This is a genomic window from Paracoccus sp. S4493, assembly GCF_000967735.1.
Taxonomy (GTDB): Bacteria; Pseudomonadota; Alphaproteobacteria; order Rhodobacterales; family Rhodobacteraceae; genus Paracoccus; species Paracoccus marcusii.
Genome location: NZ_JXYF01000119.1, coordinates 29,502 through 53,046, shown reverse-complemented (window position 1 = coordinate 53,046; position 23,545 = coordinate 29,502). Strand labels below are relative to the sequence as shown.

Here is a 23,545-nt window from a genome sequence, read left to right as displayed (position 1 = left end):
GGACGGATCAGCGCCGCAGCCAGCCGGTCGGTGCTGTCGGCCCCGGTCCAGTCCGTCGCCGCGGCGGCGGGGGCTGCGGGCGCGAACAGCCGCGTCAGGTACTGCGGGCCGCCGGCCTTGGGTCCGGTGCCCGACAGGCCCTCTCCGCCAAAGGGCTGGCTGCCGACGGTGGCGCCGACCTGGTTGCGGTTGACGTACAGGTTGCCCGCATGGACCGCCTGCGTGACCTCCTGCACCCGGCTGTCGATGCGCGAATGCAGCCCGAAGGTCAGCCCGTACCCCGTCGCGTTGATCGCCGCCACGACCCGGTCCAGGTCACGCGCCTTGAAGGTCGCGACATGCAGGACGGGGCCGAAGATCTCGCGCTCCAGCGCCTGGATGCCGTCGATGCGGATCAGCGTGGGCGGCACGAAATGCCCCGTGGCGGGCGCCGCGATCTGGTGCAGGATCCGGTCGCGGTTCTGGTCCAGATACGCCAGGATCCCGGCCTGCGCCTCGGCGTCGATGACCGGGCCGACATCGGTGGACAGATCCCACGGGTCGCCCACGCGCAGCTGGTCCATCGCCCCCTGGATCATCGCGATCAGGTGCGGGGCCACGTCCTCCTGCACGTAGAGGCAGCGCAGCGCCGAACAGCGCTGGCCCGCCGACCGGAAGCTGGAGGCGATGATGTCGCGCACCGCCTGTTCGGGCAGGGCCGTGCTGTCCACGATCATCGCGTTCAGACCACCCGTCTCCGCGATCAGCGGCGTGCCGGGGGCCATGTGGTCCGCCATGCTGGCGGCGATCAGCCGCGCCGTATCGGTGCCGCCGGTAAAGACGACGCCCTTGATGCGCGGATCGCGGGTCAGCGCCGCACCGACCGTCGCGCCGTCGCCCGGCAGCAGCTGCAGCGCGTCGGCGGGAACGCCCGCGCGGTGCATCAGGCGCACGGCAAGGGCGGCGATCAGCGGGGTCTGTTCGGCCGGCTTGGCCAGCACCGGGTTCCCCGCCATCAGTGCCGCCGCGACCTGTCCGGTGAAGATCGCCAGCGGAAAGTTCCAAGGGCTGATCGCAGCGATGATCCCGCGCGGGGCATCCGTGCGGCCCTCGCCCTGCTGGGCGTAATAGCGCAGGAAATCCACCGCCTCGCGCAGTTCGGCCACGGCGTCGTTCAGGGTCTTGCCCGCCTCGCGGGCCAGGATGCCGAAGATCGGGCCGAAATCAGCTTCGAACAGGTCAGCAGCGCGGCGCAGGGTCGCGGCCCGTTCCGAGGCAGGGGCCGCCCAGGGGCGGGCCGCATCGATGGCGCGGGTCACCGTGGCCTCGTCCGCCTCGGTGACGGTTGCCAGGATGTCGCCGGTGGCGGGGTTCAGCACCGGGCTGGCCTGTCCGGTCGCCGCCTGCGCGGTCAAGGGGCCGGCATCGGCGATGGACCCGTCACGGGCGGCAAAGATCCGGTCCAGCTGGTCGCGGGCGGCCAGGTCAAAGCCCTGCGCGTTCACGCGGCCCGCGCCATAGATCGCATGGGGTGCCAGCAGGGTCGCGGGGGCCTGGGCCATCGCCAGCGCGTCGAAGGGATCGCGGGCGATCTGTTCGGGCGTCACGTCCAGATCGACGATCTGGTTCACGAAGCTGCTGTTCGCGCCGTTCTCCAGCAGGCGGCGCACCAGATAGGCCAGCAGGTCCTGATGCGCGCCGACCGGGGCATAGATGCGGCAGGCGGTGTGATGATCGCGCAGGACGATGTCGTGCAGCCGCTCTCCCATCCCATGCAGGCGCTGGAATTCGAAGGGCGCATCGCCCGCAAGTTCCAGGATGGCCGCGACGCTGTGCGCGTTGTGCGTGGCGAATTGCGGATAGATGCGGTCGGTCATGCCCAACAGCCTCTTCGCCAGCGCGACATAGCTGACATCCGTCGCGGTCTTGGAGGTGAACAGCGGGAAATCCGGATGCCCCTCGACCTGGGCGCGCTTCATCTCGGTGTCCCAATAGGCACCCTTGACCAGGCGCAGCATGATGCGGCGGTCGTGCCGGACCGCCAGCGCATGCAGCGCATCGATCATCGGCCCCGCCCGCTTGCCATAGGCCTGCACGACCACGCCGAACCCGTCCCATCCGGCCAGATCGGGGTCCGGCAGGACGGCCTCGATCACCTGCAGCGACAGGGCCAGGCGGTCCTGCTCCTCGGCGTCGATGTTCAGGCCCATGTTCGCCGCACGCGCCCGGCGGGCCAGATCGCGGACCACGGGGACCAGTTCGGCCATCACCCGATCCTCCTGCGCGACCTCATAGCGGGGGTGCAGCGCCGACAGCTTGATCGAGATGCCGGGGTTCCGGGCGACGGAGCCATGCGTGCAAGCGCCGGCGATGGCCGCGATGGCCTTGCGGTATTCGTCGGCATAGCGGTCGGCGTCGTGGGCGGTCATCGCCGCCTCGCCCAGCATGTCATAGCTGTAGGTGTATCCCTTTGCCTCCTGACCCTTCGCCCGGTCCAACGCGGCGTCGATGGTCTGGCCCAGGACGAACTGGCGTCCCATCTCGCGCATCGCGCGGGTGACGGCGGTGCGGATCACCGGCTCTCCAAGGCGGCGGACCGCGCCGCGCAGGGTGCCGGCCAGACCGGGCTTGCTGTCGTCCAGCACCCGCCCCGTCAGCATCAGCGCCCAGGTCGAAGCGTTGACCAGGCTGGAAGAGCTGTCGCCCAGGTGGCGGCCCCAATCGGAGGGGGCGATCTTGTCCTCGATCAGCGCATCGATGGTGGCACGGTCGGGCACGCGCAGCATCGCCTCGGCCAGGCACATCAGGGCCACGCCCTCGCGGGTGGACAGGCCGTATTCGGCCAGCATCAGCTCCATCATCGTGGGCTTGGATTCGGCGCGGATGCGGCGGATCAGGTTGGCCGCGCGGTCGCTGATCCGCGCACGGGTATCAGGCGACAGCGCCGCATCGCGGACCAGCCGGTCCAGCAGGGGCGCTTCGGGTTGGAACTTGGCGGAAAAGGAAAGGTCGGTCATGGCGGCACCCCTGTCTGATATCGGCAGAATATCGCGTGCTGTCTGGACGATGGGACCAATGATGGGCAGGATCGCAGCCATATCGTCCAATCATGGAGCATAAGACGTGACCGACATCCTGGACCCGATCAATCGCCGCATTCTGGCGGAACTGGTGGCCAACGCCCGCATCCCGGTGACCGAACTGGCGCGCAAGGTCGGGCTGTCCAAGACCCCCGTGGCCCTGCGCATCCGCCAGCTGGAGGAGGCGGGGCTGATCACCGGATACCGGGCCATCCTGTCGCCCGTGCGCCTTGGCCTGACCCATGTCACCTATGTCGAGATGCGCCTGTCGGACACCCGCCACAAGGCGCTGGAATCGTTCAACGCCGCCATCCGCCTGATCCCCGAGGTCGAGGAATGCTACATGATCGCGGGAGGGTTTGACTATCTGCTCAAGGTGCGGTCGCGCGACATGGCCGATTACCGTCGCATCATGGCGGAAAAGCTCTCCGCCCTGCCGCATGTCGCCTCGACCTCCAGCTATGTCGCGATGGAGGCGGTGATCGAACAGGGCATCGCCCCGATCTAGCCGAACAGGTCCAGCCGGTGCGGGTTCAGGCGGCGCAGATCCCCCCGGCGCAGCGTGACGCCGTGCCGGTCGAAGAAATCCAGGATCTCGATCGCGACCTTGCGACCGTTCTGGACGCGGTCGCGAAACAGGGGGGCGGTGAACCAGCCGTCCGGCGTCGCGGCCGCCACATCGCGCAGGATGGTCACCATGTCGGCAGTCACAGCGCGCGCAAAGAAATGGTCATGTGCGATCTGGTCGGTGCGGCCCAGCTTCTGCGTCATGCGCAGCACGCGGCGCACCTCCTTTTCGTCCACCCCGAATTCGGTCGCGAAATCGCGCACCCGCGGCGGGCGATAGCGCAGATCGCCCGTCAGGGACGGAAGGATGCGGGCCCACAGCGCCTCGTCCTCGGCCGACAGGCGCACCTCGTGGCCGGGCAGGCGCAGAAAGGCCCCGTCGGGGACGATCCGGCCAGCATCCGCTTCGCCCCGCAGCAGCGCCAGATAGGCGTCCTTGGGCAGCCGCGGCGTCAGCGCCAGGCGCAGCCGTTCGCGGCCCATGCCCGGCAGGTCGGGGTTCTCAGCGTGAAAGGCGGACAGCGCGTCGATGATGCCCCGCTGCAGTGCGTCCAGATGCGCGGGCGACAGGGCCAGCCCCGCGATCATCCGTGCCCCGGACAACGCCGCGGCCGCATCGGCAGGCGACAGGGCGCGGTCGCGCACGAAGACCGCCGAATCGACCGGGCCAACCGCCAGCATCGCCTGCAGCGGATCGGGGGCCTGGGCGGCCTCGATCAGCGCTAGCCGTTCAGGGGTGCGCCTTTTGCGGGCGGGGGGGCGCAGGTCCAGGAAATGCCCGCCGCCGATGGTCCGGCTGGCCGACACGTCGCGCAGGATGAACCGGTCGCCGATAGTCGCAGCGATGGGACGGTCCAGCACGATCTGGACCGGACCGCTGTGACCGGGAGCGATGGGGTCGCCCAAGGGCACGATCCGAGCGCCCAGTTCGGCTGCGTGGCTGTGCAGGCGGGCGGGAAACCACGTGCCGATGGGCTTCGGCTCCGTGTCCAGCACGGTCAGGACGGCGTCGATCCGTTCGGTCGGCGCGTGCAGCGCGGGAGCCAGCACGATGTCGCCCCGATGGATCGCGTCCTTGGCGACTGCCTCTCCCGCCAGGTTCAGGGCGCAGCGTTGCCCGGCAAGACCGCGGGTCGCCTGCCGGTTCTGCGCATGGATGCCGCGGACCCGCGCCGCGATCCCCGACGGGCTGATCGTCACCAGATCGCCGACGGCGATCTGCCCGGACAGCACCGTCCCGGTCACCACCGTCCCTGCACCCTGCAGGGTGAAGCTGCGATCGACCGCCAGGCGAAAGCCCGCATCGGCGGTGCGATGGGCCACCTGCGCCTCGGCGGCGATCAGGGCGTCGCGCAAGCTGTCCACGCCCTCGCCGGTCAGGGACGACACCGGGATGATCGGTGCATCCGCCAGCCCGCTGTCGGCCAGGGCGTCGCGGATCTGGGCCGTGACTTCGGCGCGGCGGTCGGCATCGGCCAGATCGGCCTTGGTCAGCGCGACCAGCCCCCGCGACAGGCCCAGCAGGTCCAGGATCGCCAGATGCTCTCGCGTCTGCGGCATGATGCCGTCATCGGCGGCCACGACCAGCAGGGCCAGATCGATCCCGCCGGCGCCAGCCAGCATGGTGTGGATCAGCCGTTCATGCCCCGGCACGTCGACGAAACCTGTGACGGTGCCGCCGCCAAGATCGGCATAGGCAAATCCCAGGTCGATGGTGATGCCTCGGGCCTTTTCCTCTGCCAGGCGGTCGGCATCGGTGCCGGTCAGCGCCTTGACCAGCGCGGTCTTGCCGTGGTCGATATGCCCCGCGGTTCCGACGATCACGTCAGCGCCTCCAGCAGGTCGCGGTCATCGCCCAGACAGCGCAGGTCCAGGATCAGCGCGCCGTCGCGGATATGGCCGATGACCGGACGCGGTCGATCGCGCAGCCATGCCGCCAGGCGGTCCGGCGCGTCGCCGCCCGCCCCGCTGATCCGCAGCCCGGCCGACGGAATCGTGTCCGTCGGCAGCGAACCCGATCCGATCTGGCTGGCGCAGTCCGTCGGAACGACCCGATGATCAGGCAGCAGCGCTGCGACTTGCGGCGCCAGACGCGCGGCCTGCGCCGCGATGTCGGCATGCGAACGGGACAGCATGCGCAGCACGGGCAGCCGCTGGTTCAGACGGTCGGGGTCGCGATAAAGGCGAAGCGTCGCCTGCAGCGCGGCGATGCGGATCTTGTCCAGCCGCACGGCGCGCTTCATGGGATTCCTGTTGATCCGCGCGATCAGGTCGCGCCGGCCCACGATGAACCCCGCCTGCGGCCCGCCCAGCAGCTTGTCGCCCGAAAAGGTGATCAGGTCCGCGCCTTCGGCCACGGCTTCGGCGACGGTGGGTTCGCGGCGCAGGCCCCAACGGGACAGATCGACCAGCGACCCCGCGCCCAGGTCGTTCAGCATCACCACCCCGGCATCGCGCGCAATGGCAGCCAGGTCCGGGGCCGGAACCTCGGCGGTGAACCCCTCGATGCGATAGTTCGATGTGTGGACCTTGAGGATCAGCCCGGTCCGGTCCGTGATCGCGTCGCGATAGTCGCGGGGGTGGGTGCGGTTGGTCGTCCCGACCTCGACCAGCCGGGTGCCGGCGCGGGCCATGATGTCGGGCATGCGGAATGCGCCGCCGATCTCGATCAGCTCGCCACGCGAGACGATGCTGTCACAGTCCTGGCCGAAGGTGTTCAGCGCGATCAGGACGGCGGCCGCATTGTTGTTGACGATGGTGGCATCCTCGGCCCCGGTCAGCTCGCACAGAAGACCGCGCAGATGGTCATCGCGTTGACCGCGCCCGCCGGTCGTCAAGTCGAATTCCAGTGCCAACGGCGCGGCCATCGCGGCGGAGGCGGCCTCGATCGCCTCGTCCGCCAGGATCGCGCGGCCCAGGTTGGTGTGCAGAACGGTGCCGGTCAGGTTCAGGATCGGGCGCAGCTGCGTGACCGCCGCCGCCGCCAGATCGGCGGCCAGCAGATGCGGCAGGCGTGCGGCCTCAGCCGCGCCGTCGGCCCCGTCGCGGATGGCCGCGCGGGCCGCATCAAGGCGTAGACGCGCGGTCCGGGTCACCGCCTGACGGCCATGAGCGTCGATCAGCGACGGCACCGCCAACAGCACCTGATCGACCGATGGCAGCGCCCTGAACCCCGACATCAATAGCCCGCAAGGAACGGGTTGAACCCGCCGCGATGCTTGTCGGTGTCCTTCATCAGCAGGTCCAGCCCCAGGCTGCCGACGTCGTCGGCGATCGCCTCAAGGCTGGGGTTCTTGTTCTGGTACAGGATCTTGACCCAACTGTCGCAATCGCCACAGACCTCGGCCCGAACGGTTGCCTGGTCGGTCTCGACGCTGCGATAGCTGATCTGGCCGGTCTGGCCGCAGCACAGGCAGGTCAGGCGGACCTCGTTCCATTGGGTCTGGCAGCAGGCGCAGGCGGCATAGCGCACCCCGTCCAGATCGCCGACCCCGATCACGCTGGAGGTCGCGGGCTTGCCGCCGCAGACCGGGCAGACGCCCGTGCGGATCTTGACCAGCTGATCGGCGGGCAGCCCCGCGGCAAGGCGCGACAGATGCAGCTGCACGGCCAGCGATGCGAACAGGTGCGGCGCGATGCTGTCATCGGGAATGCTGTCCGACAGGATGTTCTCCAGCAGCCAGTGACGATCGGCCAGGGGCGCGGCGGTCACGGCGGACAGCGCGATGCGCGCGGGTTCCGGCATGTCCAGCGCCGCCGCATGGGTCAGCACCGCGTCCAGGACGGCATGCAGGTCGGGGTCGGATGCCAGCCGCTGTCGGTCGATTGGCGGCATGCGGTTTTCGCGGGCCAGGCGGATGCGGTCGGCGGGTAGGGGAGCGGGGCGGGGCAGTTCCTCCGCCAGCCGGGCCTGGAGGTCCGCTAGCTGACCCAGAAAGGCCAGCCACGGCCCAAGGTTGTCGCTGTGCTGGGCCAGGAAGGCCAGGCGCTTGGCACGGGTCGCGAACAGGCGCATGGGCTTGGGCAAAAACACCAGCGGCGCCGTGGGGACGCCGCCGATGGCCGATGGATCGGGTTGGATGGTGGTGTTCATGTCAGTCTCCGGGCCGAACCGGCCACAGGGGATGCCGGTGATGGTGGCCGGCAGATTACTCTGCCGGGCCCTTGTTGTCGCGGCTGGCGATCTCTCGCAGCCATTTGCGGTGGTGGCGCCAGGCCCATCCGCCGGTGACCGTGCCCCGGGTCATCGCGCGCAGCGTGCCCCGCGTCCAGATCGCGGCATAGACGTGCATGATGAACACCAGGATGATCGCGACCGCGGACAGCGCATGCACCAGGACCGCGATGCGGCGCAGCGGCACGCTGACCAGATGGCCGGCCACCTGCTGCCAGATCATCACGCCGGTGACGATCAGCACGATGATCAGGGCGGACATGCCCCAGAAGACGAACTTCTGGCCCGCGTTGTACTTGCCCAGTTCGGGCAGGTTCTCCTCGCGGCCCTTCACCACGTCGCCGATCTGGGCGACCCAGGTCGTGTCCTCGGGCTTGGGCATGTTCAGGCGCCACAGCTGGATGAACATCAGCGCGAAGCTGAGGAACAGCACCACGCCGATGATCGGGTGGATCCAGCGTGTAGTCTGCCCGCCACCGAACAGCCCGGTCAGGAAGTACAGCGACGGGTCGAACAGCGCCAGGCCGGACAGCGCCAGCGCGATCAGGCTGAACGCGGTCACCCAGTGGTTCGCGCGCGTGAACCCGCGATAGCGGCTGACCTCGACCGGCTGGATGCTTTCCAGCCGGTCACCCCGTTCCGAGTAGTACGGACGATGCGCCATCAGACGTGCCCCCCGCCGGTCGGACCGCCGTCGGGGTCTTCGCCCTTGACCAGCTTGTCGGCGGCCTCGATGTCATGCTCCTCGACCTCGTTGCCGCGGGCGAACAGACCGTGCAGCGTGGCACCCACCGCGGCCAGACCGATGGCCGCCAGGCCCGCGGTCTTGGTCACGCCCTTCCAACCCTCGACCACCGGAGAGATCCGGGGATTTTCGGGCAGGTCGTTGTAGATGCCGGGCTGGTCCGCGTGATGCAGCACGTACATCACGTGGGTGCCGCCCACGCCGGCCGGATCGTACAGGCCCGCGTTTTCATAGCCGCGCGATTTCAGGTCCTCGATCCGGGTCTCGGCATGCGCCTGCATGTCGGCCTTGGTGCCGAAGACGATGGCCTGCGTGGGGCAGGCCTTGGCACAGGCGGGACCTTGGCCCACGGCCACGCGATCCGAACACAAGGTGCACTTGTAGCTCTTGTGGTCGGTCTGGCTGATGCGCGGGATGTCGAAGGGACAGCCGGTGACGCAATAGCCGCAGCCGATGCAGTTGTCGTGGATGAAATCCACGATTCCGTTGGAATACTGCACGATGGCACCCGGCGCCGGGCAGGCCTTGAGGCAGCCCGGATCCTCGCAATGCATGCAGCCGTCCTTGCGGATCAGCCATTCCAGCTCGTTGGTGGCCGGGTTCTCCCATTCGGCGAAACGCATCAGGGTGAACATGTCGGGGGTCAGGTCGTGGGGGTTCTCATAGACCCCCACGTTCTCTCCCACCGCCGGGGTCGTGTCGTTCCATTCCACGCAGGCGGACTGGCAGGCCTTGCAGCCGATGCACTTGGACACATCGATCAGCTTGGCCAGCTTTTCCAGCTGGCGGTCCGGTTGCGGCACGTTCCGCGTGGCCGAGATGCGCACGACGTCGCGCGCATCGAAATAGGCCTCGGTCGGTTGCACGGGCGGGTTCGACGCCGCCGTGGTCGGGCTGTTTGCCATATCGTTCATGCCACCGGCTCCTCGGTTGCGGGTTCGATGTTGACCAGGAACGCCTTGAATTCGGGCGTGTCCGTGTTCGCATCCCCGATGAACGGCGTCAGGCTGTTCGGCCCCCAACCCTTCTTGGCAGCCCCCATGAAGCCCCAGTGCAGCGGAATGCCCACCACATGGACAGGCTTGCCGTCACAGATCAGCGGCTGCAGACGACGGGTGACCACCGCCTTGGCCCAGACCTGTCCGCGCTTGCCGAAGACGCGCACGCGGCTGCCGTTGGTGATGCCGCGCTCCTCGGCCAGCTGGACGCTGATCTCCACGAAGAACTCGGGCTGCAACGCGGCGTTCACCCGGTTGTGCTTGGTCCAGTAGTGGAAATGCTCGGTCAGGCGATAGGAGGTCGCGACGAACGGAAACTCGTCGCTGGTCCCAAGCCGGGCCACGTCGCTTTCGAAGACGCGCGCCACCGGGTTCCCGCGCATCCGCGCGTTAAACACGTTGGCCATCGGGCTTTCGAACGGCTCCATATGCGTCGGGAAGGGCCCGTCGCGCATCATGCCCCGGGTGAACAGGCGCGAGACGCCCTCCTGGTTCATGATGAAGGGGCCGACTGTCGACGGGTCCGCCGTCGGCGCGATGTCGGGCACGTCGTAGCCGCCCCATTTCGCCCCGTCCCACTGGATCAGCGGGCGCGTGGCATCCCAAGGCTGGCCCGCCATGTCGGCCGAGGCGCGGTTGTACAGCACGCGACGGTTGGCCGGCCAGGCAAAGGCCCAGTTCAGGAACATGCCGGTCTCGTCGGGATCGGAATTGTCCCGCCGTGCCATCATGTTGCCGTCCTCGGTCCAGCTGCCGGCATAGATCCAGCAGCCCGCCATGGTCGTCCCGTCATCGCGAAGCTGTCCGAAGCCGGACACCTGCTGACCGGCCTGCAGGATCTGCGCGCCCGTGGCCGGGTCCGTCACCGGAGCCAGCGCGCGGCCGTTCATCTCGCGGGCCAGCTCCTCGGGCGTGGGCTCTCCCGGATCGGCATAGTCCCAGGACAGGTTCACGATCGGATCGGGGAAGGCGCCGCCTTCGGCTCGATACAGGTCGCGCACCCGCGTCCAGATCTGCGCCATGATCCAGGTGTCGTGCTTGGCCTCGCCCGGAGGCGTCGCCCCCGGCCAGTGCCATTGCAGCCAGCGGCCCGAATTGACCAGCGCGCCCTCGTCCTCGGCGAAGCAGGTCGTGGGCAGCTCCAGCACCTCGGTCTGGATCGAGGCCGTGTCCACGTCGTTATGCGCGCCGTGGTTCTCCCAGAAATGCGAGGTCTCGGTGGACAGGGGGTCCATCACGACCAGCATCTTCAGATTGGACAGGCCCGCCGTCACCTTGCCGCGGTCCGGGATGGACAGCATCGGGTTGAAGCCCTGGCAGAAATACAGGTTCACCTTGCCATGGTTCATCAGTTCGAACATGCGCAGGATGTCATAGGCCGGAACGTCCAGCTTGGGCAGGTACTCGTACGCCCAGTTATTCTCGGCCGTGGCGGCATCGCCCCACATTGCCTTGAGGAAGCTGACCATGAACTTGGGATAGTTCTGCCAATAGCTGGTCTGACCCGGCTGCAGCGGCGTGAACTCGCGCGTGGACAGATAGGTCTGCCAGTCGACCTCCTTCTCCGTCGGGATGTTCAGGTATCCCGGGATCAGGTTCGACATCAGGCCGATATCGGTCAGGCCCTGGATGTTGGAGTGACCGCGCAACGCGTTCATCCCGCCACCGCGGACGCCGATATTGCCCAGGATCAGCTGCAACATCGCCATGCCGCGGATGTTCTGTGCACCCTTGGAATGCTGGGTCCAGCCAAGCGCGTACATGGACGTCATCGTCCGGTCCACGGCCGAGCATTCGCCGATCATCCCGCAGATATCCAGGAACTTGTCACGCGGCGTGCCGGTGATGTTCTCCACGAATTCCGGCGTGTAGACGTCGACATGCTGCTTGAGCATGTTCCAGACGCAGCGCGGGTCCTGCAGCGTGGGATCGGTCAGCGCAAAGCCGTCCTCGCCCATCTGATAGTCCCAGCTCTCCTTGTTGAAGTCGCGCTTTTCCTCGTCATAGCCGGTAAAGAGGCCGTCGGACCAGCCGAAGTCCTCGCGTACCAGGAAGGACGCGTTGGTATAGTTGCGGACATAGTCCCACTGGACCTTGTCGTTCTCGATGCACCAGCGGATCACCCCCATCAGGAAGGCGATGTCAGTGCCCGGACGGATCGGCGCATAGTAATCCGCGACCGATGCGGTGCGGGTATAGCGCGGGTCGACCACGATCAGCTTGGCGCCGCGATGCGCCTTGGCCTCGGTCACCCACTTGAAACCGCAGGGATGCGCCTCAGCAGCGTTGCCGCCCATGACGATCGCCAGGTCGGTGTTCTTAATGTCAGTCCATGGATTGGTCATCGCTCCACGGCCGAATGTCGGGCCCAAACTGGACACCGTAGGGCCGTGTCAGACGCGTGCCTGGTTGTCGAATCCCACAATCCCCATGGACCGGACCGTCTTGTAGGTCAGCCATGCGGTTTCGTTGGTCGTGGCCGAAGCCGCCAGGAATCCCGTCGTCGTCCAGCGGTTGACGGGGGTGCCGTCATCGTTGGTGGCAATGAAGTTCGCGTCCCGATCATCCTTGAGAGCGCGGGCGATCTTGTCCAGCGCCTCCTCCCAGGTGATCTCCTCGAAGCGGTCCGATCCCGGACGGCGCAGGCGGGGCTGCGTCAGGCGCGTGGGCGCATGGACGAAGTCCTTCAGCGCGGCGCCCTTGGGGCACAGCGTTCCGCGGTTCGTCGGGTGATCGGCATCGCCCTCGATATGCATCAGCTCGGCGGTTTCGCCGGCCTTCACGTCCCCGCGCGAATACATGATGATCCCGCAGGCGACCGAGCAGTATGGACAGGTGTTGCGTGTTTCCGTGGTCGTGGCCAGCTTGAACGCGCGCACATACGCCGCCTCCGCTGCCTCCGCCCCGCCGAAGCCCATGGCTCCAAGCGACGTTGCCGCAACCCCCGCACCCGCTAGCCGTAAAAAGCCGCGACGCGAAAGGTCGATATTCATGGGACCCCCCTCTGCCTGTCAAATTCGATAGGTACATCCCAATTCTCTGCCGCAGCCCCGGCCAAGTCAAGGCACGAAGCCTTGCGCGCGACCGAACGGACGGTCTAGAACAGGGCATCAAGCCGATGCGCCGGGGGCGTTCGGGCCGCGTGGCTCCGCCGGAAACGGGGGCTTGGCACATCGGCGCGAGACCCCGCGTTCAGCGGGGTCCGCCGATCCCAGCCCTCACACCCTGACCGGAGCCATCCCATGCCCCTGATGTCACGCCTGCTGGCCACCGTCCTGGCCACCGCCCTGCCGCTTTCCGCCGCGGCCCAGGAAACGCTGTATTTCTCGGCCATTCCCGACGAGGACGAGACCCGCCTGGTCGAACGCTTCACCGCCGTCGCTGACTATCTGTCGGAGGAGCTGGGCGTGCCGGTCGAGTTCGTTCCGGTGAAATCCTACCCCGCCGCGGTCACCGCCTTCCGCAACGACCAGGTCCAGCTGGCCTGGTTCGGGGGCCTGTCGGGCGTGCAGGCGCGGCTGCTGGTCGACGGGGCCCGCGCCATCGCGCAGGGCGACGAGGATACCAGTTTCGTCAGCTATTTCATCGCCCATACCGATACCGGCCTGACCGAGTTCGAGGATTTCCCCGAAGCCGCGCGGGGCATGTCCTTCACCTTCGGCGCCAAGACCTCGACCTCCGGGCGCTTGATGCCGGAATACGCGATCCGCGAGAATACCGGCGAGGCGCCGTATGAGTTTTTCGACCGCGTGGGCTTCTCGGGCGATCACAGCCAGACCCTGCGGCTGGTCGCATCCGGCGCCTGGCAGGTCGGCGCGCTGAATTATGCCGTTTACGATCAGGCGGTTGCCGATAACGCGCCCGAGGTTGAGACGGCCAAGATCATCTGGAAAACGCCGCCCTATCCCGACTACAACTGGACCATCCGCGGCGACGTGGACGCCCGGTGGGGCGAGGGCTTCGCCGACAAGGTCCAGGCCGCGCTGGTCGGCATGGACGACCCGGACCTGCTGGCGGCGTTCCCGCGCAATGCCTTCATCCCCGCCGCGAACGAGGACTATGCCCCCATCGAACAGGTCGCCCGCGATCTGGACCTGCTGGAGTAATCCTTGCAACTGCTGGACGGGGTCGATCTGGGCTATGGCGGCACGCCCGTCCTGGCCGGGGTGCGACTGCATGTCGCGCCGGGGGAACGGGTCGCCCTGTTGGGACGCAGCGGTTCGGGCAAGTCGACGCTCCTCTCCGCTCTGCACGGGGCCGCGGTGGGACTGGGAATGCGAATCGCGCTGGTTCCGCAGGACGCGGCGCTGGTCCCCCAGCTGTCGGCCCTGCGCAACGTCCTGATGGGGCGGCTGGACGATCACGGTGCCTGGCGCAATCTGCGCACGCTGGTCCGTCCAACCGCCCCCGACCGCGCCGCAGCCATGGCCGATCTGGACCACGTGGGCCTGACGCCCCAGGCCGATGACCGCGTGGAATCCCTGTCAGGCGGGCAGAAGCAGCGCGTGGCCCTGGCCCGTGCCCTGCATCGCGGCGGCGACCTGATCCTGGGGGACGAGCCGCTGTCGGCCGTCGATCCGCGCCACGCGCGGGAGCTGGCCGCGCTGCTGCGCGCGGCCTTCCCGACCGCGATCCTGGCGCTGCATGACGTGGCCGTCGCGCGGGCCTTTGCCACGCGGGTCATCGGGCTGAAGCAGGGCGTCTTTCTATTCGACCTGCCGGTGGACCAACTGGATGCCTCACGGATCGAGGCCCTTTATGGCTAGCCTGTCGCGCCTTGGCGTGGTGGCGGGATTTCTGGCCGTGGCCGCCCTGTGCCTTCCGCTGGCCGACCTGACGGTGGCGGGCCACGATCCCTGGGCCGCGCTGGCCCGGATGGGCCGCGGCTTCCTGGCGCCCGATTTCGGCGCCATCGAACAGATCGCCCGCGCCGTCGCGCTGACCGTGGCCTTTGCAGTCGCGGGCGTGACCCTGGGGGGCGTGGCGGGGCTGATCCTGGCGCCCTTCTATCGGCTGCGCGCGGTGCGGGGCCTGGCCATCGCCCTGCGCTCGGTCCACGAGCTGTTCTGGGCGCTGCTGCTGCTGCAGGTCTTCGGGATCAGCGTCTGGTCGGGGGTTCTGGCCATCGCGCTGCCCTATACCGGGATCTTCGCCAAGGTCCTGTCCGAGATCCTGGACGAATCCGACCGCCGCCCCGACCGCTGGCTGGGACCGGCGGTCGATCCGCTGACGCGGTTCCTCTGGGCGCGCGCGCCGCTGGCGTGGCCGCAAATGGCGACCTATGCGCTCTACCGGCTGGAATGCGGGCTGCGGTCGTCGGCGGTGCTGGGCTTCATCGGGCTGCCGACGCTCGGCTTCCAGCTGGACACGTTCTTCCGGCAGGGGGAATACGGCGCGGCGGGGGCGGTCATGGCGATCTACATCACGCTGATCGCGACGGTCCGGCTGTGGATGAGGCCCCGGCTGCTGCTAGGCTGGCTGATTTTCGCCGCGGTGATGCTGGCCACCGTGCGCACGCCGCCGATGGGGCAGGGCGCGCTGTGGCGGTTCCTCAGCCAGGACATCATCCCCGCCCCCCTGCGCCAAGGTGACCCGGCCGCCCTGCTGCCCTGGCTGTGGGAGCTGACGACAACCGCGATCCTGCCCGGCCTGGCCGCGACGCTGATCGTCGCACAGCTGGCGCTGGTGCTGGCAGGGGCCGTGGCCTTCGTCGCGCAGGCCGCGATCGTGCCCCGCGTGACGGGGCGCATCGGCGCGGGCCTGGGGCATCTGGTGCTGGTGATCCTGCGGTCCTTTCCCGAATACATGCTGGCCTATCTGTTCCTGCAGGTCTGGGGGCCGTCCATGCTGCCCGCGATCCTGGCGCTTGGGCTGCATAATGGGGCGATCATCGGGCATCTTCTGGGCCGTCAGGCGACCGGACTGACCCTGCGCGCGGACGCGCCCCGCGGCCTGACCCTGTGGGGCTGGGAGATCGTGCCACGCCTGTTCGGACCCTTCGTGGCGCTGTGCCTCTACCGGTGGGAGATCATTATCCGGGAATCGGCGATCATGGGCATCCTGGGCATCGCGACCCTGGGGTTCTACCTGGACGACGCCATCGGGGAACTGCGCATCGACCGCGCAGTCGTCATCCTGGCCGCGACCGGGCTGGTCACGGTCGGCATCGACGCGCTGTCGCGCGCCATCCGCGCCCGCCTTGGCGCGGGCGATCTGCATGTCGGGGACGCGCGGCCGGGGGCGGTGCCCGGCCAGGCGACCAACTGCTAGGCGGCCATCTGCGGCTGGCGCACCGCGCAGGCAAAGGCCAGGAACTTGCCGTCGTCGTTGGACACCAGATCGCCCATCGGACGGGGCGTCCAGCCAAGCCGTGACGCCATGCGCAGGAAGGCCGGCGGCCCCAGGAACAGGCAGTCGGTGGCGCCGACGTCGTGCAGGTATTCGTTCGACGCCTCCAGGATCGCCTCGGCCAGACCCGGCACGGGCAGGGCGGCAAAGCGCGTCAGTTCCCACGCCTGCGGGTCGACGGGGGGTTCGTCATGACACAGGTTGGTGGGCATGCCCGGCAGCAAGCCGCGATGCGCGTCGCGGATCATGTAGGAATAGACCACCTTGCCGCCTCCGAACGAACAGTCGGTCCGTTTCAGCCGCGCCCCGCCGATCGCGCGCCCGTCGCGATGGGCGATCACGTAGACGGTGTCGAAGGTGTCGTACTGCTCGAACTCGATGCCTTCGGCGTGGTGCAGGGGCCATGCCATGCGATCCACGAAGATCTGCTTGCGCAGCTGGAAGAAGCTGGCCACCAGGTCGAACTGGGCCATGTCACGCGGCAGGCGGATCGTGGCGATCTGCACGTCTCTCATCGTCTGTGTCATGTCACGCATCCCTATTGCCGATACCCGTCGGGCAGCTTGGCCAGTCCCAGGAACTGGCGACCGCCGGTCACCTTGTTGGGCAGCCACAGGCCCCAGCTGGTGACCTCGACCGCCAGCACGCCTTCATCGGCATAGGCATCGAAATAGGTCAGCATCGTCTCGACCATGTCGCGGCTGAATTCCGCGGTTGCCAATCTCGGCTCTCTGATTCCCTTAACCACCTTTGTCCTCCATAGCTGACAGGTGTTAACGGCTTGCTACCCATGGCCGGGCTTGTCGCGCGAAAAGCGGACAAGCTGCCTTTTCAGTATGTCCGAAAAGGCATATCCTGCAGGTCGTGAAGCAGGAGAGGCGTGATGCTGAACGATCTGATCCCCAATTTCGACGACGAGATCGCCGAAATGCACGCTCTTGCGCCCTCGGGTTGGATCATGGGGTTCAACCTGACCTACAAGGGCCCCGAACACCTGCACAACGCCTATCCGGATGCCTGGCGGTCCATCTACGAGGACCGGAACTACTTCTTCGGCGATCCCATCGCGATGTGGACGATGACCCATGACGGCGCCGCCCGCTGGTCGGAGGTGCGCATCCCCGACCTGCGCGGGGTCATGCAGGCGGCACGGCGGTTCCGCCTGAACTATGGCGTGGCGATATCACGCAAGGTGGCGGGCAAGCGGTCGTTCCTGACGCTGTCCCACCCCGACCGCGAATTTTCCGATGACGAGATCGCGCGCTGCCGCGCCAAGTTCAACCTGTGGACCGACCTGGTCCTGAACCGCGCCGCCCTGACACCTGCCGAACTGGACGTGCTGCGCTGCTTCCGCGACGGTCTTGGCCAGATCGAGACCGCGACCCAGCTGTCCATCGCCGAATCCACCGTCAAGCAGCGGGCGATCAAGGCCTGCGGCAAGCTGGGTGCGAAAAGCCGCACCCAGGCCGTGGCCATCGCGGTCGCCCGCAACTATCTGTGACCGCTACTGGATCGCGCGGATCGCCGGATAGGCGGCGCGATAGGCCCGATGCGCAGCGGCGAATGCGTCGCGCAGACCGGCATCCGGCGCGATCTCGGCGGTGACGCGGGGCGGGGTCATCACCTGCTCGACCGTTCCGGCCCCGGCGGCCACCATGCCAAGCCGTGCGGCGCCCAGGGCCGCGCCAAAGTCGCCGTCCTCGGGCAGGGTCAGGGTCACGTCCAGCGCGGTCGCGATCACCTTCAGCCAATAGCGTGACCGCGCCCCGCCGCCGATGGCCATCAGCCGCGTCGGACGCGCGCCTGTCGATTGCAGCGCCACTAGGCTGTCGGCCAGCCCGAAGGCCACCCCCTCCAGCACGGCGCGGGTCAGGTCGTTGCGGTCGGTCGCGGCCGCCAGCCCGGTCAGGCTGCCGCGGATCGCAGGGTCGTTATGCGGCGTGCGTTCCCCGGACAGATAGGGCAGGAAGCGCACCGGCCCCGGCGCGCGCAGCGGTCCAAGGTCGGCGGTCAGCTGGGCGGGCGTGGCCCCCGTGACGCGGCCCAGCCAGTTCAGGCTGTCAGTCGCGGCCAGCATCACGCCCATCTGGTACCAGCGCCCGGGCACCGCGTGGCAGAAGCTGTGCAGCGCCGTGTCAGGCGCGGGGGCATAGCCGTCGCGCGCCGCCAGCAGCACCCCCGATGTGCCAAGCGACACGAAGCCCGCGCCTTCGGCCATGGCGCCGATCCCGCAGGCGGCGGCGGCATTGTCCCCCGCACCCCCGGCGACCGTCACTGGCCCGGACAGGCCCCATTCGGCGGCCAGATCGGCACGCAGCCGACCGGCGGGGGCGGACCCCTCGACCAGGCGGGGCATCTGCGCGCGGGTCATTCCGGTCGCGGCCAGCAGGTCGTCCGACCAGTCGCGCGCCCCGGTGTCCAGCCACGACGTCCCCGATGCGTCGGACAGATCGCCCACCGCCTCTCCGGTCAGCCACAGATTCAGATAGGCAGCCGGCAGCAGCACCCGCGCGGCTTGGGCGAACAGGTCCGGCTCATGCGCGGCCATCCAGGCCAGCTTGGGCGCGGTGAAGCCGGGGAAGACGATGTTGCCGGTCAGCGTGCGAAACCGCGGATCGGCGTCCAGCGCGTCGGCCTCGACATGGCTGCGCGTATCGTTCCACAGGATCGCGGGGCGCAGTACGCGGTCCTGCGCATCCAGCACGCAGGCACCGTGCATGTGCCCCGCGACGCCGATGCCGCGAAGGGACGCGAATTGGGGATGCGCCGCGCGCAGATCGGCCACCGCCCCCTGCAGCGCCGTGATCCAGTCGGCAGGGTCCTGTTCGGACCAGCCGGGATGGGGATGGGCCACGTCGTAATGGCGCTCGGTCGAGCCGATCGGCTGTCCCGCATCATCCACCAGCAGCGCGCGCAGCCCCGACGTGCCCAGATCGATCCCCAGAAAGCTCATCCCGCATCCTCCTTGTTGTTCCGCCAGACCTTCAACACGGAAACCGAAATGTCCAGCCGCCGCCTTGCACCCGGGCCCGGATCGGACAAGGGTCGGGGGGAAACGAACGGAGCGTGCCATGACCCCCCGCATCATCGACCGCGACAGCGCCCGCGGGCTGGACTGGCCCGGCGCCATCGACGCGCTGCGCCAGGGGCATCTGGCAGCCGCCGCCGAGGTCCGCGACCTGTTCCTGGGGCCTGGGTCGGGCAGCCTGCTGACGCGGGCGGCCTGGCTGCCCGGCCAGGGCTTCGGCGTCAAGGCGGTGACAGTCTTTGGCGACAACCCGGCCTGCGGCCTGCCGTCGGTGCAGGGGGCGATGCTGGTCTTTGACCCCGAAACCGGCGTGCTGACCGCCGTGATCGATGCGCCGCTGGTCACCGAATAAAAGACCTGCGCCGATTCCGTGCTGGGCGCGCAGATCCTGGCCCGGCCGGACAGCCGCCGGTTGCTGATCGTCGGGGCGGGGGTGCTGGCCGGGGGGCTGGTCGCGGCCTATCGCGCGGGCATGCCGCATCTGGATCAGGTGCAGGTCTGGGCGCGCCGTCCCGAACAGGCGCGGGCGCTGGCCGAACGCCTGGCGGCAGAGGGTCACGCGGTCACGCCGGTCACCGACTTGGCCGCGGCGGTGGTACAGGCCGACATCGTGTCCACCGCGACGATGGCGCGCGAACCGGTGCTGCGCGGGGAATGGGTGCGCCCCGGCACCCATGTCGACCTGATCGGCGCCTTTCGCGCCGAGATGCGCGAGGCCGACGACGCGCTGATGACCCGCGCCCGCATCTTTGTCGACAGCCGTGCCACCACCATCGCCCATATCGGCGAACTGGCGATCCCCATCGCCGCGGGCGTTCTGAAGCCCGACGACGTCCTGGGCGATCTGTACGACCTGGTGCCCGGCCGGTGCGGGCGCACGGGCGCGGACCAGATCACGGTCTTCAAGAACGGCGGCGGCGCGCATCTGGACACGATGATCGCCGCCTGGATCGCCACCGCGGCCTAGGGCAGGGCGGGCATCACGCGCCCGGTGCAGGGCCCGAACCCCACGCGATAGCCCGCCCCCTGCGCGTGGGCGAACAGACCCACCTCGTCCCCGTCCTGCAGGAAGGTGCGGGGCTGGCCGTTCACGATTACGGGCTGCTGCCCGTTCCGCGTCATCTCCAGCAGGGCGCCGGTCTGATCGGGGGTGGGACCAGAGATCGTGCCCGATCCCAGCAGGTCGCCCACGTTCATCGGGCAACCCGAACTGGCGTGATGGGCCAGCGCCTGCGCCTGCGACCAGTGCATCACGGCATAATTCACGCGTGCCATGACCTGCCCGTTCAGCGTCCAGCCCATCGCCAGGTCATGAAAGCCCGGGCGGTTGTCACGCAGATGGGGCATGGGGTCCACCGCCCGGGCGGCACCGGCGCGGCGGAACGGCTCCAACGCGGCGCGGGTCACGATCCACGGGCTGATCGTGGTGGCGAAAGCCTTGCCCTGGAACGGCCCGAGGGGCTGATACTCCCACGCCTGGATATCGCGCGCCGACCAGTCGTTCAGCAGGACATGGCCAAAGATCATGTCCTCTGCCTGATCGACGGTGATACGGGTGCCAAGGGCGGTGGCCGCCCCCACGATGGCGCCCAGTTCCAGTTCCAGGTCCAGTCGGCGGCTGGCGGTCCATTCCGGACCGGCGGGGCCGGCGACCTGGCCCATCGGGCGATGCACCAGCGTTCCCGACACCATAACCGACGAGGCCCGGCCGTTATAGCCGATGGGCATGTGGTCCCATTGCGGCGGCAGGGCGTTGTCCGGCCCCCGGAACAGGCATCCCACGTTGAACGCGTGGTGGCGCGAGGCATAGAAATCGGTGAACCCCTCGACCCGGATCGGCAGGTGCAGCCGCGCGCCCGCCATCGCCACCAGCGGCAGGTCACGGGGTCCGTCGGGGGACAGCAGCGCCGTCAGCCGTGCCCGAGCCGCCGCCCACGCGTCCGGACCGCGGGCGATGAAGTCGTTCATCCGCGGCGCGGCAAAGGTGTCGCCCGCATCCAGCAGTCCCTGCGCCTCGCACGCGGCCAGATCCAGGATGCGGTCGCCGATGGCCACCCCGCAGCGCGGGCCGCGGTCGTCCGAAAACACGCCATAGGGCAGGTTGTTCAGCGGGAAATCGCAATCAGGCTGATTGGCGGATAACACCTGCGACGGCATCAGGCCGGGTTCGGCACCGGTCATTTCACCCCCGGCGTGCCGTCGAACTTCTTCTCCAGCCGGTTCCAGACATCGATGTATTCCGGCTGCATCGGCGCCTCGCGGGCGGCGTATTCGGTCAGATGCTGAGGAAAGCGCGTCTCGAACATGAAGGACATCGTCTCGGCCAGCTTGTGCGGCACCAGGTCGCCGGTCGTCGCCTTGTCAAAGGCCTCGCGGTCGGGGCCGTGGGGCAGCATGCAGTTGTGCAGGCTGATCCCGCCGGGGGCGAACCCCTGAGGCTTGGCATCATAGATGCCGTGGATGTTGCCCATCAGCTCGGACATGATGTTCTTGTGGTACCAAGGGGGGCGGAACGAATGTTCGGCCACCATCCAGCGGTCGCGAAACAGCACGAAGTCGATGTTCGCCGTCCCGTCCTGTCCGGACGGCGCGGTCAGCACGGTGAAGATCGACGGGTCGGGATGATCGAACAAGATCGCGCCGACCGGCGAATAGGTCCGCAGATCATACTTATAGGCGCAATAGTTGCCGTGCCACGCGACCACGTCCAGCGGGCTGTGGTCGATCCATGTCTCATTGAACTGGCCGCACCACTTGATGACCACGCGGGACCGTGCCTCCCGATCCTCGAAGGCCGCGACGGGGGTCTTGAAGTCTCGCGGATTGGCCAGACAGTTCGCGCCGATGGGGCCGCGGTCGGGCAGGTCGAACTTCTGGCCGTAATTCTCGCAGACGAAGCCCCGGGCGGGGCCTTCCAGCACTTCGACCCGATAGACCAGGCCGCGGGGAAGGATCGCGATCTCCTGCGGCTGGACGTCGATGATGCCCAGTTCGGTACAGAACCGCAGCCGGCCCTGCTGCGGCACCACCAGCAGTTCGCTGTCGGCAGAGAAGAAGTATTCGTCCCGCATCGACGCGGTGACCAGATAGACATGGGTCGCCATGCCGACCTGGATGTTCACGTCGCCCGCGGTCGTCATGGTGCGCATGCCGGTCAGCCAGGTCAGGTCGCCCTGGGGGACCGGGATCGGGTCCCACCGGTACTGGCCCAGGCTGGTCACCCCCGGCAGGATATTCGGCGCGGTTTTCCAATAGGGAAGATCGATCGCCGCGAACCGCCCCGTGTGATGCACCGACGGGCGGATGCGATAGCACCAGCTCCGCTCGTTCTGGCCGCGCGGCGCGGTGAAGGCGGTTCCCGACAGTTGCTCCGCATAGAGGCCATAATTGCAGCGCTGCGGACTGTTCTGGCCCTGGGGCAGGGCATCGGGCAGGGCCTCGGTCTCGAAGTCGTTGCCAAAGCCGGGCAGGTATCCCGGATGGGCACCCGGACCCGCCGGGGCACGGGTCATTCCCGAGGTCTGAACGCTGTCGGTCATCGCGGCACCCAATTTCATTGCATCTGCAACGAATATATCCGGCGGTGCCGCGATCCGTCAAGCGACGCGGCCTTGCACCCGCCACGAGGTCCGTGAATGCTGATGCCTTGGGAACCGGAGGCCGACATGTCCGACATGCGCATCGCCAAGCTGGGTCCGGGCGACCTGTCCGCCTTCAAGGCGATCCGGCTGGAGTCGTTGCGCCTGGCGCCCACCGCCTTTGCCAATACCGAGGCCGACTGGTCCGGGCTGACCGATGACGAATGGATCGGCCGGATGACGCATCCCGTCTTTGCCGCATTCCGGGGGCAGGACCCGGTCGGGATCATGGGCCTGCTGCCGCAGCGGGGCGAACGGCGATCGCATCGGGCGACGCTGATCATGGTCTATCTGCGCCAGGACCTGCGGGGAACGGGGGCAGCGGATGCGCTGCTGCGCGCCGTCATGGATTTCGCGACCGCCACCGGGCGGCGGCAGATCGAGCTGGCGGTGAACCACCATAACACGGCCGCCATCCGGTTCTATCTGCGCCATGGCTTTGTCCAGACCGGCCGGATCCCCGCCGCGCTGATCGATGCGGGACAGGAGGTAGACGAACTGCTGATGGTCAAACGTCTGTCCTGACCGGACGAGCCACATCCAAGAAGGAAATAACCATGATTATGACTCACTTTGCTTGGTCATAGCGCCGTTTCGCATCAGAGAGATGCGCCAAGGCAGCTATCAGTTCTTTACGCAGTTCAAGTAGTTGGAGTTGGTTCTGCTTGATTGCCTTTTCGCACATCTCCACCTGCGCATGCGCGTCCGATAGCGCAGAAGCGAGCCTCTTACGGCGGACATGGTCTAGGTTCACTGTCATGTTGGCCAAACTTGGCAGCCTGAACTGGTGTGTTCATACCATCTCTCTTGGCCAAATCGCAAATATTCCTGCTCGCAGACAAACTTGCTTTGGCGGCCAAGCTGAACCTGTCCTTCGTAGATGCTGGTATGACACTTGGGCAGGCCGAGTCACTCGTCCGGATCTGGAAGGATGGCACGATCAGCTATCAGTCCCTTTAAAGAAATTTACAGCGCGGAGAATTTTCTT

The 23,545-nt window shown here is 67.9% G+C and carries 18 protein-coding genes and 1 pseudogene; 7 read left to right on the top strand and 12 right to left on the bottom strand.

Annotated features, from left to right (window positions below):
- Positions 1–2,996: bifunctional proline dehydrogenase/L-glutamate gamma-semialdehyde dehydrogenase PutA (gene putA / locus TW83_RS14295; protein ID WP_052714905.1), on the bottom strand; the 2,996-nt coding region annotated here is incomplete at its 3' end.
- Positions 2,997–3,102: 106 nt separating this feature from the next.
- On the opposite strand from putA, the gene TW83_RS14290 reads away from it, so the two are divergent.
- Complete coding sequence (locus TW83_RS14290) at positions 3,103–3,567, top strand: Lrp/AsnC family transcriptional regulator (RefSeq protein WP_045983443.1); 465 nt, start codon at positions 3,103–3,105, stop codon at positions 3,565–3,567.
- Here TW83_RS14290 and selB read toward each other — a convergent pair.
- The 6 genes from selB to fdnG are packed head-to-tail and all read right to left on the bottom strand — an operon-like array spanning position 3,564 to position 12,536.
- Entirely contained in the window at positions 3,564–5,450 is a 1,887-nt protein-coding gene (selB, locus tag TW83_RS14285) for a selenocysteine-specific translation elongation factor (RefSeq protein WP_045983442.1), read from the bottom strand. The two genes, TW83_RS14290 and selB, sit on opposite strands and share 4 nt — an antisense overlap.
- Entirely contained in the window at positions 5,447–6,805 is a 1,359-nt protein-coding gene (gene selA / locus TW83_RS14280; protein ID WP_045983441.1) for an L-seryl-tRNA(Sec) selenium transferase, read from the bottom strand. Before selA ends, selB begins: the two co-directional genes overlap by 4 nt.
- The gene (gene fdhE / locus TW83_RS14275) at positions 6,805–7,719 is read right to left on the bottom strand and encodes a formate dehydrogenase accessory protein FdhE (protein ID WP_045983440.1); all 915 of its coding nucleotides are present in this window, start codon (positions 7,717–7,719) and stop codon (positions 6,805–6,807) included. Before fdhE ends, selA begins: the two co-directional genes overlap by 1 nt.
- Positions 7,720–7,774: 55 nt before the next feature.
- On the bottom strand, positions 7,775–8,464 hold the full coding sequence (locus TW83_RS14270) for a formate dehydrogenase subunit gamma (protein ID WP_045983439.1): 690 nt from the start codon (positions 8,462–8,464) through the stop codon (positions 7,775–7,777).
- Complete coding sequence (gene fdxH, locus TW83_RS14265) at positions 8,464–9,459, bottom strand: formate dehydrogenase subunit beta (RefSeq protein WP_204245764.1); 996 nt, start codon at positions 9,457–9,459, stop codon at positions 8,464–8,466. Before fdxH ends, TW83_RS14270 begins: the two co-directional genes overlap by 1 nt.
- On the bottom strand, positions 9,456–12,536 hold the full coding sequence (gene fdnG, locus TW83_RS14260; RefSeq protein ID WP_157001606.1) for a formate dehydrogenase-N subunit alpha: 3,081 nt from the start codon (positions 12,534–12,536) through the stop codon (positions 9,456–9,458). Before fdnG ends, fdxH begins: the two co-directional genes overlap by 4 nt.
- A 249-nt stretch (positions 12,537–12,785) precedes the next feature.
- Here fdnG and TW83_RS14250 point away from each other — a divergent pair, with 249 nt between their 5' ends.
- The 3 genes from TW83_RS14250 to TW83_RS14240 are packed head-to-tail and all read left to right on the top strand — an operon-like array spanning position 12,786 to position 15,813.
- Entirely contained in the window at positions 12,786–13,649 is an 864-nt protein-coding gene (locus TW83_RS14250) for a putative selenate ABC transporter substrate-binding protein (RefSeq protein WP_157001604.1), read from the top strand.
- Between the two features lie 3 nt (positions 13,650–13,652).
- Positions 13,653–14,309 (top strand): ATP-binding cassette domain-containing protein, encoded by a 657-nt coding sequence (locus tag TW83_RS14245; RefSeq protein WP_045983436.1) that lies wholly within the window; start codon positions 13,653–13,655, stop codon positions 14,307–14,309.
- Positions 14,302–15,813: an ABC transporter permease gene (locus TW83_RS14240; protein WP_045983435.1), complete on the top strand. Its 1,512-nt coding sequence runs from the start codon at positions 14,302–14,304 to the stop codon at positions 15,811–15,813. The genes TW83_RS14245 and TW83_RS14240 overlap by 8 nt, the downstream gene beginning before the upstream one ends.
- On the opposite strand, the gene TW83_RS19450 is transcribed toward TW83_RS14240, so the two are convergent.
- Together TW83_RS19450 and TW83_RS14230 are read right to left on the bottom strand one after the other, a co-directional pair.
- Complete coding sequence (locus tag TW83_RS19450; RefSeq protein ID WP_162198052.1) at positions 15,810–16,418, bottom strand: acyl-homoserine-lactone synthase; 609 nt, start codon at positions 16,416–16,418, stop codon at positions 15,810–15,812. The genes TW83_RS14240 and TW83_RS19450 overlap by 4 nt on opposite strands.
- Positions 16,419–16,429: 11 nt before the next feature.
- On the bottom strand, positions 16,430–16,639 hold the full coding sequence (locus TW83_RS14230; RefSeq protein WP_139085354.1) for a hypothetical protein: 210 nt from the start codon (positions 16,637–16,639) through the stop codon (positions 16,430–16,432).
- 135 nt (positions 16,640–16,774) lie between these two features.
- Here TW83_RS14230 and TW83_RS19445 point away from each other — a divergent pair, with 135 nt between their 5' ends.
- Positions 16,775–17,392: a LuxR family transcriptional regulator gene (locus TW83_RS19445; protein WP_052714903.1), complete on the top strand. Its 618-nt coding sequence runs from the start codon at positions 16,775–16,777 to the stop codon at positions 17,390–17,392.
- Between the two features lie 3 nt (positions 17,393–17,395).
- Here TW83_RS19445 and xylB read toward each other — a convergent pair whose 3' ends face one another.
- A complete protein-coding gene (gene xylB / locus TW83_RS14220; RefSeq protein ID WP_045983433.1) occupies positions 17,396–18,844 on the bottom strand; it encodes a xylulokinase in 1,449 nt (482 codons plus the stop codon).
- A 118-nt stretch (positions 18,845–18,962) separates the two neighbouring features.
- On the opposite strand from xylB, the pseudogene TW83_RS14215 reads away from it, so the two are divergent.
- Positions 18,963–19,886, top strand: a pseudogene (locus tag TW83_RS14215) (ornithine cyclodeaminase).
- On the opposite strand, the gene fahA reads toward TW83_RS14215, so the two are convergent.
- Together fahA and hmgA are read right to left on the bottom strand one after the other, a co-directional pair.
- Positions 19,883–21,100, bottom strand: coding sequence for a fumarylacetoacetase (gene fahA / locus TW83_RS14210; protein WP_045983432.1), 1,218 nt, complete (start codon positions 21,098–21,100; stop codon positions 19,883–19,885). The pseudogene TW83_RS14215 and the gene fahA sit on opposite strands and share 4 nt — an antisense overlap.
- The gene (hmgA, locus tag TW83_RS14205) at positions 21,097–22,458 is read right to left on the bottom strand and encodes a homogentisate 1,2-dioxygenase (protein ID WP_045983431.1); all 1,362 of its coding nucleotides are present in this window, start codon (positions 22,456–22,458) and stop codon (positions 21,097–21,099) included. Before hmgA ends, fahA begins: the two co-directional genes overlap by 4 nt.
- A gap of 96 nt (positions 22,459–22,554) precedes the next feature.
- On the opposite strand from hmgA, the gene TW83_RS14200 reads away from it, so the two are divergent.
- The gene (locus TW83_RS14200; protein WP_239441368.1) at positions 22,555–23,082 is read left to right on the top strand and encodes a GNAT family N-acetyltransferase; all 528 of its coding nucleotides are present in this window, start codon (positions 22,555–22,557) and stop codon (positions 23,080–23,082) included.
- Positions 23,083–23,545 lie beyond the last annotated feature (463 nt).

What these genes read in the sequence shown, in the direction of transcription:
- selA (WP_045983441.1), bottom strand. Translation starts at nt 6,805, where the DNA reads ATGTCGGGGTTCAGGGCGCTGCCATCGGTCGATCAGGTGCTGTTGGCG.
- fdhE (WP_045983440.1), bottom strand. Translation starts at nt 7,719, where the DNA reads ATGAACACCACCATCCAACCCGATCCATCGGCCATCGGCGGCGTCCCC.
- TW83_RS14270 (WP_045983439.1), bottom strand. Translation starts at nt 8,464, where the DNA reads ATGGCGCATCGTCCGTACTACTCGGAACGGGGTGACCGGCTGGAAAGC.
- fdxH (WP_204245764.1), bottom strand. Translation starts at nt 9,459, where the DNA reads ATGAACGATATGGCAAACAGCCCGACCACGGCGGCGTCGAACCCGCCC.
- TW83_RS14250 (WP_157001604.1), top strand. Translation starts at nt 12,786, where the DNA reads ATGCCCCTGATGTCACGCCTGCTGGCCACCGTCCTGGCCACCGCCCTG.
- TW83_RS14240 (WP_045983435.1), top strand. Translation starts at nt 14,302, where the DNA reads ATGGCTAGCCTGTCGCGCCTTGGCGTGGTGGCGGGATTTCTGGCCGTG.
- TW83_RS19450 (WP_162198052.1), bottom strand. Translation starts at nt 16,418, where the DNA reads ATGACACAGACGATGAGAGACGTGCAGATCGCCACGATCCGCCTGCCG.
- TW83_RS19445 (WP_052714903.1), top strand. Translation starts at nt 16,775, where the DNA reads ATGCTGAACGATCTGATCCCCAATTTCGACGACGAGATCGCCGAAATG.
- xylB (WP_045983433.1), bottom strand. Translation starts at nt 18,844, where the DNA reads ATGAGCTTTCTGGGGATCGATCTGGGCACGTCGGGGCTGCGCGCGCTG.
- fahA (WP_045983432.1), bottom strand. Translation starts at nt 21,100, where the DNA reads ATGACCGGTGCCGAACCCGGCCTGATGCCGTCGCAGGTGTTATCCGCC.
- hmgA (WP_045983431.1), bottom strand. Translation starts at nt 22,458, where the DNA reads ATGACCGACAGCGTTCAGACCTCGGGAATGACCCGTGCCCCGGCGGGT.
- TW83_RS14200 (WP_239441368.1), top strand. Translation starts at nt 22,555, where the DNA reads ATGCTGATGCCTTGGGAACCGGAGGCCGACATGTCCGACATGCGCATC.